This window comes from Hamadaea flava (assembly GCF_024172085.1).
GTDB lineage: Bacteria > Actinomycetota > Actinomycetes > Mycobacteriales > Micromonosporaceae > Hamadaea > Hamadaea flava.
In genome coordinates this window covers 8,516,419-8,530,957 of the sequence record NZ_JAMZDZ010000001.1, presented here as the reverse complement: position 1 = coordinate 8,530,957, position 14,539 = coordinate 8,516,419, and the positions used below count along the sequence as shown (strand labels likewise).

The window sequence follows — 14,539 nt, the reverse complement described above, 5'->3', positions numbered from 1 at the left end:
GGGTGCCGGTTTTCTCCCACGGATCGTGTCTGATTCACAAACACGCTCATTTGCTGGACATCGGGTGCGACCCAGCCGCTGTCGATAGTAGAACGATCGCATGCCCCAACGCCCCGCGTACCCCTCCGATCTGTCCGACGCCCGATGGGCGCTGATCGCCTCGCAACTGACCGCATGGCGAAAGGCACGCACCGAGGCAGGCGTCGGCGGACGCCCGGCAAGCCATGACCTGCGGGAGATCTTCAACGCCATCTTCTATGCCAACCGCACCGGCATCCCGTGGCGCTACCTGCCCCACGACTTGCCACCCTGGGCGACCGTCTATCACTACTTCACACTCTGGACCACTGACGGCGTCTTCGCTCAGCTCAACTACGACCTCACCGGCCTGGCCAGGACCCAAGCAGGGCGTCAGGCTCAGCCCACCGCCGGCGTGATCGACACCCAGAGCGTGAAGACCTCCTCCAACGTTCCACTCACGACGCAGGGCGTCGATGCCGGTAAGAAGATCGTCGGACGCAAACGACGCATCGTCACCGATACGCTCGGCCTGCTTCTAGCGGTCATCGTCACCGCAGCTGGCGTCAGCGACAACACCATCGGCATCGACCTGCTCAACCACGCCAAGAGCGCCCATCCCGCCCTGGCCAAGACCTGGACCGACGCCGGCTTCAAGAACCAGGTCATCGAACACGGCGCAAGGCTGGGAATCGACGTCGAAGTCGTCACCAAAGACCCACAGGTCAAAGGATTCTCCGTCGTCAAAAGACGGTGGGTCGTCGAGCGAACGATCGGCTGGATCATGCAACACCGGCGGCTGGCCCGCGACTACGAAGCCCGACCAGACCACTCCGCCAGCATGATCCGCATCGCAATGATCGACAACCTCGCCAAACGGGTCACCAACGAGAGCACCCCGACCTGGCGAGACACCTAAAACGGCATCACTCACAAAATTCGTGAATCAGACGCCCCCTAAGTGAGTGTTTGAGAAGTCGTTCTTGATCGTCCGTATGCCGGTTGTTCGATGCCTGTCGACTCGTCCATAGTGGTCGGGTGCCGCGCTCCCGCCGCTACCCTTCGGACCTGACCGATGCCCAGTGGGCGGTGATCGAGCCGCTGCTGCCGCAGGTGAAGACCGGTGGACGGCCGGAGAAGCACTTACGCCGCGACATCGTGGACGCGATCTTGTACGTGGTCCGGGCAGGGTGCTCATGGCGGCAGTTGCCGTTCGACTTCCCACCCTGGCAAACCGTCTACTGGTACTTCGTGCGCTGGGAAGAAGCCAAGGTCACCGAGCAGATCATGGTTGCGCTGCGCCGGCGTGTCCGCGTTGCACAGGGGCGCCGGGAGGAGCCCTCCGCCGGAGTCATCGACTCCCAGAGTGTCAAGGGCGCCGACACCGTACCGCGTCGGACCAGGGGCTACGACGCGAACAAGAAGATCAACGGCCGTAAGCGGTTCATCGTCACCGACACCCTCGGCCTGCTCCTGGTCGTGTGCGTGATGGCCGCCTCGGTCCAAGACCGCGACGGCGCGAAGACCACCCTGCTCAGCGTGTACCTGTTCACCCCGGTTCGGTTCGTCTACGCCGACGCCGGATTCGCCGGGCTGCTGGTCGAGTGGTGCCAGCGCATCCTGCGCACCACCCTGCACATCGTGCGCAAGGCCCCTGGCCAGAAGGGGTTCGCGGTGATCGCCCGCCGCTGGGTTGTCGAGAGGTCTCTGGCGTGGCTGACCTCCCACCGCAGGCTTGCCCGCGACTACGAACGCGACCCGCGTACCTCGGAAGCGATGATCCGCTGGGCCGCGATCAGCGGCATGGTCCGCCGGTTGACTCGGGGCGGTCCGGCCACTCGCCCGCAGGCATGGAACTTCGATTGATCACTGCCTCGTGGCTCACGCGCTGACCGTCGAGGCCTGAATATCAGGTGGCGTGTGGGCGCTGACCTGCGATGCTGTCCCGGTGACCGGCATCCACTCCGTGATCCTCGTGGGCCTGTTCTCGGCGAAAGACCGCGACTACCAGGACCGTCTCGACGCGCTGCAAGCACAGGTCACGGCACTAGGAGGCCAGGTACTGGACCGGTTTGTCCAGCGCCGGGGCGTCTCCGATGGCGGCGTACGACTGATGTCCGCGCCGCTATCGCGCCGCTTCCTCATCGGCCCAGGAAAGCTCGACGAGATCGTCACGACCCGTACGAGTAGGAACGCCGACGCCGTCGTCTTCATCAACGACCTGACCAGCTATCAGCGCCGGTGGCTGTCAACCCGCCTCGGGTGCCCCGTGCTCACCCAGGCCGACCTCATACACGGCCTGACCAGCCCAACCCAGTCACAACATCGCGCCGGCCACGGCCACAAGCCCAACCGCCGCCACGCGTAACCGCATCACCTGACGAGCCGCGGTACATCTCACGACTTCTCAAACACTCGCTAAGACTAATCGTTGTGAGCAGAGGCGCTCTGTGGGTCCAGCACACGGGCTGGACCCACAGAGGCAATAACTAACGGCCGGTCCATCCTTCTAGGTATTCGGAGAAGGATGGAACGTCGCCAACATAGAGGTATTCCCCGTCGCGGCTCATCAGCTCCGCATGGCGTTCGCTGCTGTCCAGGACGATTTCGAGATCATGGTCGCGGTGCTCGGCAACAAACTTCCATAGGGAAGTATTGACCTCCTCGCTCGTCCAATTGTCCAGCGCTTTCCCTCGAGCGAAGACGTAGCGCTCGACGTAGGGTAACCCGCTCGGCCCTACCGCTCTTCCTAGATCGAACCAGTGATCGCATGTCACACAAACAAGATCGCCCGCAACGGTCATCGAGGGGATCCCTCTTCCGCACCGGACGGCCATCCATTGATGTACGACTCGATGGTGTCATCGCGACCAACCAGCAGGTAGTCGCGCAGGCCGCCGGCATCCCTAATCCCAACAGGATGCCCGGTGTGATGGGCCAAGAACTTCCATATCGACTTTGATAACGGCTGGTTTGCCCAGTTCCGCTTCACCGCATCGGCCAACTGAAAGAATCCTGGCTTGGCGTTGTGCGGCTCAGTGTAGACACCGAGCAACACCCCAACCTGACAGCCATCGCAGACGAAGGCCGACTCACCATAGCCATTCATCATGACATCCCCACATCGCCTGGCACCCTCCCGCAGCAGCAGCGGCCAAGCCCGCCCCTGTCGCCAGATTGTAGCTTCCTTTGCTCTGTCCCGCATGGTTGTAGACACGAATCGTCACGTGCGGACTGAAGCTACGCTTGCCGATTCTCTTTTCCATGTATTTCTGCAAATAGCTTCGCATTGTGCTGATGTCGTGCTCGGTTTGGATCCAAATCTCCCCTTCGGCTCCGACCTGGTCCAGTCCTTTGGAAAGCTGCGACTCAAATGATCGGAAGTTGCCGTTGGTGACCTTGACCTCTCGTCTGAACGGAATCTCGTTACCCGTACTGTCGGCGAATTTGACGTCAGCGTTGACTCCTCCAGAACCGTCGACGATCGCTTTTGTTCCTGCTGGCGGTTCCACCGCAGCCCGGGCGTTCACGTCGGACAGAAGGTCCTTGGGGTTGTCGCTCTTGATGCCGCTGTTGTGTTCGTCTCGAAGCTTGCCGGCGTTGGCCGCCTTCTCGGCTTCCGAGTCACCAAACTTTGGCCCGCTCGACTCAGATGGCCCGCCGCCTCCGCCCTCGAAATCCATCTTGCTGACAGCGTTTCCAGCGACAGCGGCACCACCCAGCACTAGTGCCGATCCAGCTACGACAGCGGTTGTGCTGATCGCCATAGCCGGCACGCCCACGATTGCGCCCGCTCCCGTGCAAGTTACAGCCAGTCCAACAGCGTCGCCGCCCACGCCGATCGTGATCAGGACGATGCCTGCTTCGATCATGAGAAGCGCCTCGCCGAGCTGCGTGATCTGCTCCACGTTGCGATCCATGAAGTCGTTGACACTTTGCGCCTTTTCACTGACCCAGCCCCAGAAGTCAGTTCCGCCAGGATCAGTGAAGGTGTAGGGGCTGTTGTTGGCGTAGGCGTATCCGTTGACCTGCTGAGGGTTTTCGATCTCGAGCACCGGGTCTACTGATATGAAGCGACCGAGTTGCTTGTCGTACTCTCGGGCGCCGAGGTGGACCAGACCAGAGGGGTCGTCCGTCCCGTTGACGAAGCCGTGGGGATTGATCCAGGCCGAGGGGCCGGATCGGATGCCACCGAACGGCGTGAACCGGCGCTGTGTCATTGATTGCGTGGTTGCGTCTACCGCGATGCCGGCCGTCCCATGGAGGTCGGCTGACAGCCATGTCACACCGGATGGTGTGCGCATTGCTACTGCTCGCCCGGTATGGGTGTAGTAGCGGACCGCGGAGACAGCACCGGTTGACGTGGTCGCCCGCACCTCCATGCCGGGCAGGTAGAGCGTTACACCGGCTGCGTCATGTGAGACGAGGCGCCCACCATCGGCGTCATAGATGAATGTCGACTTAAAGGTGTCTTGGAGAGAGGCGAGATGTCCCTCGGGATCCCAGGAGAGTGTCTGAGTGCCTGCGGGACCAGGCCTGTGTCGAGTGTTGCCGACGGCGTCGTAGTCGTACGTGCCGGCGGCTGCGCCGCTGATTCCAGTCACGCCATGCGGTTGCGCTTGCCCGGCATTGGGGTAGGCGTAGGTGCTGGTCTGATCGCCGGTATCGGTGTGGTTCGTCTCCGAGCGCCGGTTTCCGATGTTGTCGTAGGTCCACGAGAGCCAGTATTTTGACGGTCCGCCGAGTGTGGACGCGGATCGTTCAGCCTCGCAGTCTCCGTTCGATGGGGTCCACGCATGTGTGAGACGCTGCAGATAGTCGCTCTCGAAACATTGAGTTTCAGCGGATGCGGCGGCGGTTTCTTCGATCTTCGTGACGTTCCCGGCCGGGTCGTACGAATAATGGGAGTCGCTGACCGTCGAAGGACCGGTTTCCCGTGCGGTGACGATTTCGACTGGTAGCCGGCGTGCCTCATCGTAGTAAAGGCCAATCTGAGCCACTTTCGCGCCGGAGATTGCCGTAGCTAAGGTGACGACGGATGGCTCGCCGAACGCGGTGTACTGCGTATTGGTCACGTAGTTGGTGGCGTCGGCATAGTTCGTCGTTAGCGTCTTTGGGAGTCCCGTTGCAGTGTCATAGCCATACGTGACTAGCTCGGCGGTCAGGCCACCCGCGCCAGGGAAACGTGTTGAGTTGGGGCTGCCGTCGACGTTGAAGCTTTGAGTGTAGACGTAGCTGCCAGCAATCTTCTCCTCGCCCGGGACGGATGGAATCGCGATGGTTGTTCCAGTCGACTGGTAATCATCGGAGTAACCGCGAGCGGTGAACGTGTACGCGTTTCCGCCTACATAACGCGTGGAGCTGGCCAGGTAACCCTTCACCTTGGTAACGCCGTCCGAGGCGAACACCGCGGTATCATAGGTCCACTTCGCGAGCTGCGTCCCTTGCAGGCTCGTGTCGAAGACGCCCGTTTTTCGACCGACGCCATCGTATGAGAAGGCAAGCGATTGCGGTCGAGCATCCGTCGATGTCAACAGGTCGCCGGCGTCGTTATAGTCGCTGGTAACAATGCCTTTGTCAGGATCCGTCGCTCGGGTTGTCCGGCCGAGCAGATCGTAGGTATAGGTCCACTTGTTGCCCCGTGCGTCGGTTACCTCACGTAGGTTGCCTCGCCTGTCATAGGCGTAGAGGGTGGTGTCGCCGGGCCCTGAGGGGGTTCCGTTCTGGTACTGGATGAGTTTGACTCGCTCATCGCGCCCGTTCGAGTAAGTCGAGGTCGCCGTTCCGCCTTCCGGCGGGGTGATGTCGATGCGGTCCCCACCGTACGAGGTGGTCGTATGCCACTGCTCGAGGCCCTTGGAGAATAGTGTCAACTTGATGGTGCGTCCAGCACCGTCGTAGACACTTACGTTCTGTGCTGGGATCTCGTTAAAGGTTGGACTGTAGATGGTGCCAGATGGTGCAGCGGCGTTGAAATAGGTTGCGTTCGTGATAGCAACTCGTCCGGCGGTGTCGTAATACGTGTCTGACAGGATCCGGCCAGATCCGTTCGACGCAGGAGCCTGCTCTTGGCGGGGCCGCAGCAGGGAGTCGAATATCTCGTACTTGGTGACATAATTGCCTGCCGAGTTGAGTTTCTGAGTCGTCAGGACCGACGGAAGCGTCTTGTTCAGATTGTAGGAGTAGACCACGCTGGCGCTGGCGCCCGCTGACCTGGAACGGATCGGATACCAGACGCGTTTGAGTCTTCCCAGGGCGTCGTATGTGACTTCGGTTCGCCTGCCGTTGACGTCGATGACGCTTGTAGAAAGGCTCCAGGCAGGTTCGTAGTTCGTTTCCGTCGACCCGAGGGGACCGGTGGTGACGATCTTGGTGATGGGTCCACCCGCTGCTGGCGTGTACGTTGTTGTGGTTCGGTTCCCGCGCACGTCCCAGTTGTCGCTAAGGCGGCCCGTCACCGGGTCGAACGATGCCTTTGAGGTGACCACCCAAGAAATGTGGGTGGCATCGGTCCACTTCTTGGCCTTTTCTTGCTGGGTCAAGTCACCTTTGGTGGGGACGGCACCGGATGCGAGGCCGTCGTAGGAAGTTCGCTCGATCGAAATCACGTCGTCCTCGCGCGTGGGCGAGGTTCCGCAGGGGAGGGCGTACTGCTCAGTCATCGAGGGCAGTCCGATGATCCAAGCAGTCGAGTTCGTGACGCGACTCGTGATGCTGCAAGTTTCATCGCCTGTGACGGAGTCGTCGCCAGAGTCATTGACCGATGTGATGTAGCCGTAGGTTTCGTCGTAGGTGTTGGTAGTCGTCGTGGTAATCGGGTCTCTGCCGCCATCCCGGGTGCGGCGGCTGACTACCGAGGCGGTGCCGGTGTAGTGCGCCTCGACCTTGACACCGTTAATGGTGCGGGTTGCCGTGGCGCTAGCCGACTTCCATGGTGTTGTCAGCGATCCAGAGACCTCGGCACCGTTCGGACCGTTATAGGTGATGCTTTCGCGCGGCATACCCGCGAAGGCATCATCGTCGGAGATGCCATCGACGGTTACGGTGCGACCGCCACTCGGCGTCTTATCGCCGTTCATGCCTCGGAAGTACCGGGTTCTCGTGAACGTCTGTTCGCCCGAGTCGCCCTTTGTCGTGTCGACTTGGTCGTATCCGCGCCACTGACCCCAGGTCTTGCGTGAAGCGGGAACCAGGCCGTCGTCGGCGTCGTAATGCCATAGCGGCACGGTTGTGCTATTGCTATATGCGAAACCCGTTATGGTGCGCTGGGCGCCGCTCGTCATGTCCGATTCAGTGACTGCTGTGACGACGTACTTGTGGAACCAATCGATTGTCGGGCTGGTGTAGCCCGGGCGAGTCCAGTACACCGGGAAGCACTTCTTGTAGTTGTTGTCCGGGCTCGTGGGCATGCTGCTGCCCGCCACACATTCGGGCGCGCTGTACTGAACGCCGATCTTTGCACCTGTCTCGGTGTAGATGTAGGCGACGCGCCACCAGTTCATCTTGAGCAGGCCGTCGTGGTCAGCGTCGACGCGGTTCTGCTTCTGCGTGCCGGCGAAGGTGACATCGGGAAGGGTGACCGCTGAGCCTTCGACGCTGGTGGAGCTTGGCACAAGCCCGACGTGACCAATTTTTTCGAGCCAGAGGCCTGGGCGGGTGCCGTCACCCGGGTCCGGGAAACTGTGGGTGAGCGTCCACATTTCTACGTCGCGGTAAGCGGATCCACCCCAGACCTGAGTTTTGACACTCGCAAGGCGATATTGGGTCCAGAATGAGGCGGCGTAGAGGCCTGGACAAGAGGTGGTCGAGGTGCATTTAAGATCCCATGGCACATCGGGCCAACTCGCGGGATGTGCACTGTCGCACGTAGATCCGGGAATGCAGCGATTGTCCTGGGTGAAGTCGACACTCATCGGCGGCTTCGTGCTGGTGTAGACGGTGTCGGTGGCTACGCTGTTTACCGTTGTGCGGTTGTCGGTGCCGTAATCGATTCGGTCGAGGAATCCGCCACGGACGTACTGTGAGACTTTACTATCGGTGTTGTTACGCGCGTAGTTATTGGACTCCTTGCCGTACCAGAACGACATGCTGTTGCCGTGCACATCTAGGACGTAGTCGATGTTCCACTGCCAAGCTTGGTCGCAGTACGCGTTCGCGAAGGTTGAGCTGTAACAGGGCTCGTCGGGCTGGCCGTTGACTCCTGGATTGTTGCCGAAGACGGGCACGGTCCAGGTGGATGCAGTCTCGGCTTTTCCAGCCGTCCAGCCGGGCAGGTGATTAAGCCCGAAGAAGTACTGTGTGCCGTCGGGAGTAGTAACTCTCCAATATTCCCCGTTGTTGTCGCCATTTGAAGCACCGGTCAGAAGTTCGACGCGGGTCCCGTCGTCGTTCTTCATGCGATATTTGCCGGTGCTGTCGTCACGGATCAACTCTCCGCTGTGTCCAGCCATCGACAGGCTGGCGTTGTAGGTGCCCCAGCACATATCGCCAGTTTTGGTGGTGTTGGTGGCATTGCCTCCAAGGTCATCCGAGCATGCCTTGTATCCACGGGAGATGGAACCCGGCCAGAAACTGAAGCCTTCACCAATCCATGTCGGCTGGTTATTGGATGCCGCCGTACGGCCGTCAACGGACTGCGACGAATATGAAAGTCCAACAGCAGGGGTCGGCCCTCCTAGCGACGGCGGCATGCGAAGTGGATACTCCCAGGCGAAGTCGCCGGAGGACTTGCCTGCGGACCATGTAGAGGACGGCGTGGGCGCTGAGGCCGAGAAGTCGCCAGCGTTACTGGAGGTGTCAGATGTCACGGCCAGCGTGAGGAGGCCTCCATCCGACGTTTCGCCTGCGCTGCGCTTTGAAGCAGCTGTTGCAGCTGGCAACTCGACGTCGGCGGACAGGGTATGGGCCTGGGGGTCGTTGTGAGACGCGATCGGCCTTGCATTGCAGCTTACAGCTGTCCTGACGGTCAACGCGCAGTCCGTCACAGCGGAAAAACGCAGACGCGAGGACCAGTCAGCTCCGTACGCGTCTTTAAACTTGGCGTAGTCGACAGTCACGTTAACTGTGCCAGCTGCTGTACTTGCTTCGGTCTGCGCTAGCCGCAGGACAACGGGGAAACCATGACCAGCTGTCATCGTGTGGTCGAGAATTTCGACCGTAACACCTGCTGGCGTGGCACCCTTTCCCGTTCGAGAGGAGCCTCTGTCCAGGATGATCGGCAGGTCACCCGCACTGACTGGATGGACTCCGGACGTGTCTGCAGCCTTCGCAGCTCGGAGGTCCACGGTTGCACGACCTGCGCTCGGCCAGGTGACGGGTTTCGCTGACCGCATCGCCTTGTCTGCAGCAGGATCAGCCTCAAGCACTGCCTTCGGTGGGCTCCAGTCTTGACCACCGACACTGGGTTCGCTCTGCGGCTGCAGCGGCGTGTAGGGGCTAGCCGCGGCAATAGCTGCGGCCTGGCCGCCGAGTTGGATGGCAAGGAACACTGTTACAACAGCCGAAAGGATTCGACTGGCGTGGGAGTAGCTGCTGGTACGGGCTCGGGATGCAGATGTTGCCAAGCCCGCGCTGCGAGCGGTCGTCACGCATACCTCCAGAAACCAGGAACAGGGGCATAGGGCGTTCAGCCAAAGGAACGACGCTGCGTAACCGCGTCGGCATCGTGCGCTGGGAGGCCGCTATGGTGCGGCCTCCCAGCCAAGAGGTCAGCTCGCCGCTTGGGCGGTGATCTGCGAGTCCGGTAGGACGCCCTGGTAGACGCGGACTGCGTCGATGCTGCCGGGGAACGGGGAGGTGTTCTCGTTGCCGCTGAACAGCTCCCTGCCGAGTTGCATCTGCCCGCTGGCGTTCCAACCGATGGTCACGGCTGCGGAGCCTTTGAGTACACCGTTGACGTAGATGCGCATCTCACCCTTTTGGGCGTCGTAGACGCCCGCAACGTGCTGCCAGGCTCCAGCCTGAACGACCGCGGTTCCGGACTTGGCCCGTGTCGCGCCAGGCGGGTTCAGCGAGTCGTTCACCTGGGCGGTCAGGCACCAGCCAGAGCCGGCCTCGTATTGAAGGATGGCACCCGAGTTGGTCGTGCCCTTCTGGGACAGGATCGTGATGTAGGCCGGGAGCGAAGTGGGGTTGACCCAGGCCGTAACAGTGAACGACTGGTCGGTGTTCAGTACCGCACCATTCGTGCTCGCATATCCGGTGGAGCCGTTGAACGTAACTGAACCCAGGTCGTCGAAGTTGTGACCGGTCGTGCTCCAGGTGGCCCCCGCTCCGCTGAGGGTCGCCGGGTGGGAGAACACCGAGCTGTCAAAGGCGGTGCTGCCGGCACCATCGTCAAGATCCCACTGGGCCACCAAAACCGGTGCCGATTGTTCTGCGATCTCAGCGTCGGTGACGATGCGGTCCCATGCCCGGACCTCGCTCACACCGCCAGCCCAGTAGCCGCTGTCGACGTCAGCCTGGCGGAACCGCCCGACCACGAGTGGACCCGACGCGTTGAAGACGCTGCTCACCGCAACGGTCTTCTCGAGCACGCCGTTGATGTACAGCCGCATCTGCGCGCTCGGCGCGTCGTAGACTCCGGCCAAGTGGGTCCACACGTTCAGCTTCGGCACGGTCGTCGAAAGCGCATAAGCGCCCTGCGCTGTCGTCGTGTCCGCAGTCCGCTGCTGGAAGGCCCATTTGTTGGCGGGCTTGTCGTAGTAGAGGAAGAAGCTGCTGCAGTGCACACCCTGGGTGGACACGGCGAACCGACTTGACGTGGTGTCGGTGAGCTTCACCCACGCGGATAGCGTGAAACTCTGGCTGGTGTTGAGGACCGGAGCGGTCCCGGTGGAGCCGTAGGAGGAGGTTGCGTTGAACGCTCCTGCCTTGGTAGTGGCCATGCGTCCAGTTGACCATGTCGTGTTACTAAGGGTGATGTTGTGCGCGCCCGCCCCGGTGTCTTGCGCGACGGCGCCCGTGCCTTCGGAGAACTTCCAGGCACCCACCGGCCCCACCCCCGAGCCGACCCAGAAGCGGTAGCTGCTGCTGATGTCGCTCTGGTTACCTGCGCGATCGACACTGCGCACGTACAGCGTGTTCAGTCCGACGTTGAGCGGGGTGAGGGTGGCGGTGGCGTTGCCGCCAACGGCGGCGGCCGCGACATAGGTGTTGGGCGGGTCAGTCAAACCGTAGTAGTAGCCAACGGTGTCGGTAACGCCGTTGGGTTGCAGGGTGAAGCTGCCAGCTTTGCCGACACCGTCGTGCCAGCCACCGGTGCCATCATCCATCGGATATCTGCCGTCCGCGGAGATCGCGGTAGGTTTGGCCGACGGCTTCGTGTTGTCCACCACGAACTCACACGGACCCGCAGACGCCTTCGAGAAGTCCGTGCCGTCCCACGTCTTAACGGTGAACGAGTAGGTCGCTCCCGGCGTAAACGTTGCGCCAGCAGTGCTGACCGACGCATAGCCATTGTTGGGAATGCTGCCCTGGGAGCCTGACGTGGCGCCGGACGCCGCAGTCCATGCGAAGTCACCCCGCAGGGACGCGTCCTGATCACTGTCGGTCAGCTTGGCCGACAACTGCGGAGCGTGGCCGCCGATCGTAGATACGTACGCGGCGTTAGCCCCCGTTCCGCAGGCCTTGTTGTCGACTTTCGCGTCGGCCGGAGTTCCTGGGTAGGTGTTGTAGGTCAGCTCCAAGAACGGGCTCTCGGTTGTGTCGTTGGCGTAGCGCTTCCATGTCGTGTTACTCGACTCGTTCTCCCCCTTGATGCCCAGGGTCAGGGTGTTGGCCGTCCCCAGACCCACGGTCGCGATCTTGGAACTGAAGTCGAGCTGGATGTAGCCCGGCGCACACGACCCGGTGCCGCCGTAACGGCGTATCTCGCTGTTAGTGCCTAGGCGATAGGTCGACCCCCACCGGGCGGAGCCGGAAAAGTTCGTCCAGTTCGTCGCCGAACTGATGGCCGAGGTCCAGTACACGCCAACGGCGCCGCCTGTGCCACCGCAGCCCGATCCGGACCAGCGCTGGTACATATTCAGCTTCGCCCCGAGCACGTGCTTGCCATTCACGGCCGTCGTGTTGAACTCGAACACCGAACGGTCGGTATAGGTCGGTGACTGCCAGTCGGAGTAGCCGACACGCGCCAAACCGTGCTGCTGATTGTCGGTCGTGTCGCTGATGTTCGCGTCGGTAATGTCGTAGTACTCGGTGTCCGGGCTGCTTTCCCGCAGCAACGACCAGTGGTTCTTGGTGCCCTTGATATCCGGGTCGATGACAACCGGGAACACGGTCGCCGGATCATCCAGCATCTCGGCCGATGGTGTCAGCGTCCAGGTGCCCGCCGCCACCGCCACCGCGACATCGGCGGACTTCGGCTCGGGCTCCGGCGCCGAATCGCTGCCATCAGTGAACCTGCTGGCCACAGGGTTCGCGGAGGAATCCCACATACGCGCAGCGCCAGAGGAGAACACGACCTTGCCGCCCGAGTCCTTGATCTCTGATACGCCATCGGCATGCGTGGCGGCGGTCAACCCGCCACTGACCTGCACCCCGAACTTCGGATTGCGGACCAGCGGATTCGCCGCAGCGGCATGCGTCTTGACAACCAATTGCTCCGACACTCCGTCGACGTCGGCGATCAACCGCAGATCCACGCCGGGAACAATCTCCTCGTAGGTTGCGGTCGCACCCGAAATCGTGGGTGTCGGCATCGCTGCCGGCCAACTGAGCGACACCGCACCCTCGGTCTTCGATAGCCAAGCCAGCGCACCGGTGCCGCCCCCAGAGATCTTGATCGGGAACACCGACGCCCGTGGCGAGAACGAACCGTCCGGATTAGCCACAAGCGTGGCGTCCGGCGTGGTCCACGAACCGTCAGACATACGCGCGAAGCGCGGGCGCATGCTCTCCGTGGCCGTCCACGTGCCGTCCGGATTAGCCAGAACCTGTGTGTGCTCCGACCGTTGAGACAAATCCTCGACACGCCGATTACAGTCCGCTGCCAGCTTCCGGGCATTGGCCGCGTCCGTCGCCACGTCCGCGCAGGCCGGCGCTTCAGAAAACGCTGGCGGCGTGACAACCGGTACCATTCCCACGCCCGCCAGAGCGGACATCAGCCCCGCTACCCACCGTCTCCACGGCGCGCGACCGCCGCCTCCTCGCTCCCCCATGATCACTCCTCCACACTGGAAACAGGTGCGAAGCGTATGGGCTACAGCTGACCTTCCGGGGGGCACCGGTTCGCACCGATTCGCCCGAATCGCCGAAGGATCACATCGATGCCTACCGTTCGAGCGTGTCTTCTCGAAGTGCCAAGATCACAGTGGGTAACAAGGACGCGCTGAAGCTTTGACCGCCAGAATCCCAGGAGTTCGACAGTTCGTTGTTGCCAAACCGTGATGTTTATCTTGCCAACGAACGGTCGGAGCAGAACAGCCCCTTCGCACAGACCCTTCCCCGTTCGCGTCTCTAGGGCGTGCGCATGGCTGACCGGATGCATTGCGTGCAATCGACCACGCGCGGCCTCAAGGTCGGGGCCATCGACGTTGAGAAACCTGCCGCCGGGGCGTGGCAGCCGGTGGCGAGGAGTTTCTAGTTCATACACAAGACTTCGTTACAGCCCAGCTTCATTGCTCTTAAGAATCGGGTGAGGTCACGCTTTGCGTGAGGGCGGCACGGATCTTCACCCAGAGGCTCGATGGATGACCATCGACGATGATCTGGACGGTTTGTCGGATCCACCACAGGCTGACGGCAATCAGATAGATTACGGTCATTGGGCCGACCGACTGGAAGCCGTAAACGATGGCGAATCCTGCTCCGAGGGATGATGGCGAGGATCAGCCGGGCGGGGCCGCTGCGGAGGAGCCTGAGCGCGACGGCCACGCCGAGCAGCCCGGCACCGATGCGGGCAACGGGTTCATACAAGGCGATGTAGCGGACCGGCTCGGGCAGGCATGCCGTAGGTGTGTCGCGCGCCGGGGTCCTGCTGCGGCGGCGACGCGGGGCGGGTACTCCTCCACTGTCGGCATCGGCGGACAGGCGCGGAGGTCGTCGCGCAGATCGGCGACGCTGACGCCGAGTCGGCGAGCAGCCGCCACGCCGTCTCGAGCCGGTCCGGGTCGGTCGTCATGCCTGCCTGCCGAGGATCTGTGTGTGGGTGCCGTGCATGAGGCGGATTACGTCTGCGGCCGTATGCACGACGACCACCTGCCGGGTCGTGAACGCGAACAGCACCACCGTGGATCCGGCGGTTGACGCCGGCCAGCCGGCAGGCGGCGGCCGGGCTGGTCGTCGTAGGTGCTGGTTCGTTTGCTGGCTTCGACGCCTGCGCCGTAGTGGGAGATGAGGTTTGACGGCGGCCATCGCGTTGAAGCTGAATCGCACGTCGAGGTCGGTGCCGGTGTTGGCGATCTTGTCGAGGATGCCTTTGTCGGTGCCGGTCGTGCGGCATCGGTAGGTGGTGGTTCCGGCGGCGTCGGTCCGGGTGGTCGTCTGGGCGTCGCCGTTGTAGGCAACGACGAGTTGCCTG

The 14,539-nt window shown here is 62.2% G+C and carries 8 protein-coding genes; 4 read left to right on the top strand and 4 right to left on the bottom strand.

What is annotated here, in order from left to right:
• Positions 1-100 precede the first annotated feature (100 nt).
• From HDA40_RS39760 to HDA40_RS39750, 3 genes are all read left to right on the top strand, one after another.
• Positions 101-937: an IS5 family transposase gene (locus HDA40_RS39760; protein WP_253763243.1), complete on the top strand. Its 837-nt coding sequence runs from the start codon at positions 101-103 to the stop codon at positions 935-937.
• 83 nt (positions 938-1,020) lie between these two features.
• The gene (locus tag HDA40_RS39755; RefSeq protein ID WP_372503116.1) at positions 1,021-1,884 is read left to right on the top strand and encodes an IS5 family transposase; all 864 of its coding nucleotides are present in this window, start codon (positions 1,021-1,023) and stop codon (positions 1,882-1,884) included.
• An 82-nt stretch (positions 1,885-1,966) separates the two neighbouring features.
• A complete protein-coding gene (locus HDA40_RS39750; RefSeq protein ID WP_253754123.1) occupies positions 1,967-2,386 on the top strand; it encodes an HflX-like GTP-binding protein in 420 nt (139 codons plus the stop codon).
• Between the two features lie 121 nt (positions 2,387-2,507).
• On the opposite strand, the gene HDA40_RS39745 is transcribed toward HDA40_RS39750, so the two are convergent.
• From HDA40_RS39745 to HDA40_RS39730, 4 genes are all read right to left on the bottom strand, one after another.
• Entirely contained in the window at positions 2,508-2,822 is a 315-nt protein-coding gene (locus HDA40_RS39745; RefSeq protein ID WP_253763241.1) for a hypothetical protein, read from the bottom strand.
• Positions 2,819-3,130 carry a hypothetical protein gene (locus tag HDA40_RS39740; RefSeq protein ID WP_253763240.1) on the bottom strand — a complete coding sequence of 104 codons (312 nt, stop codon included), beginning with the start codon at positions 3,128-3,130 and terminating at the stop codon, positions 2,819-2,821. Before HDA40_RS39740 ends, HDA40_RS39745 begins: the two co-directional genes overlap by 4 nt.
• A complete protein-coding gene (locus HDA40_RS42410; RefSeq protein ID WP_253763239.1) occupies positions 3,111-9,605 on the bottom strand; it encodes an RHS repeat domain-containing protein in 6,495 nt (2,164 codons plus the stop codon). Before HDA40_RS42410 ends, HDA40_RS39740 begins: the two co-directional genes overlap by 20 nt.
• A gap of 120 nt (positions 9,606-9,725) precedes the next feature.
• Positions 9,726-13,121 (bottom strand): LamG domain-containing protein, encoded by a 3,396-nt coding sequence (locus HDA40_RS39730; protein WP_253763238.1) that lies wholly within the window; start codon positions 13,119-13,121, stop codon positions 9,726-9,728.
• A gap of 588 nt (positions 13,122-13,709) precedes the next feature.
• On the opposite strand from HDA40_RS39730, the gene HDA40_RS41905 reads away from it, so the two are divergent.
• The gene (locus HDA40_RS41905; RefSeq protein WP_275978406.1) at positions 13,710-13,838 is read left to right on the top strand and encodes a hypothetical protein; all 129 of its coding nucleotides are present in this window, start codon (positions 13,710-13,712) and stop codon (positions 13,836-13,838) included.
• The last annotated feature ends 701 nt before the right edge of the window (positions 13,839-14,539 follow it).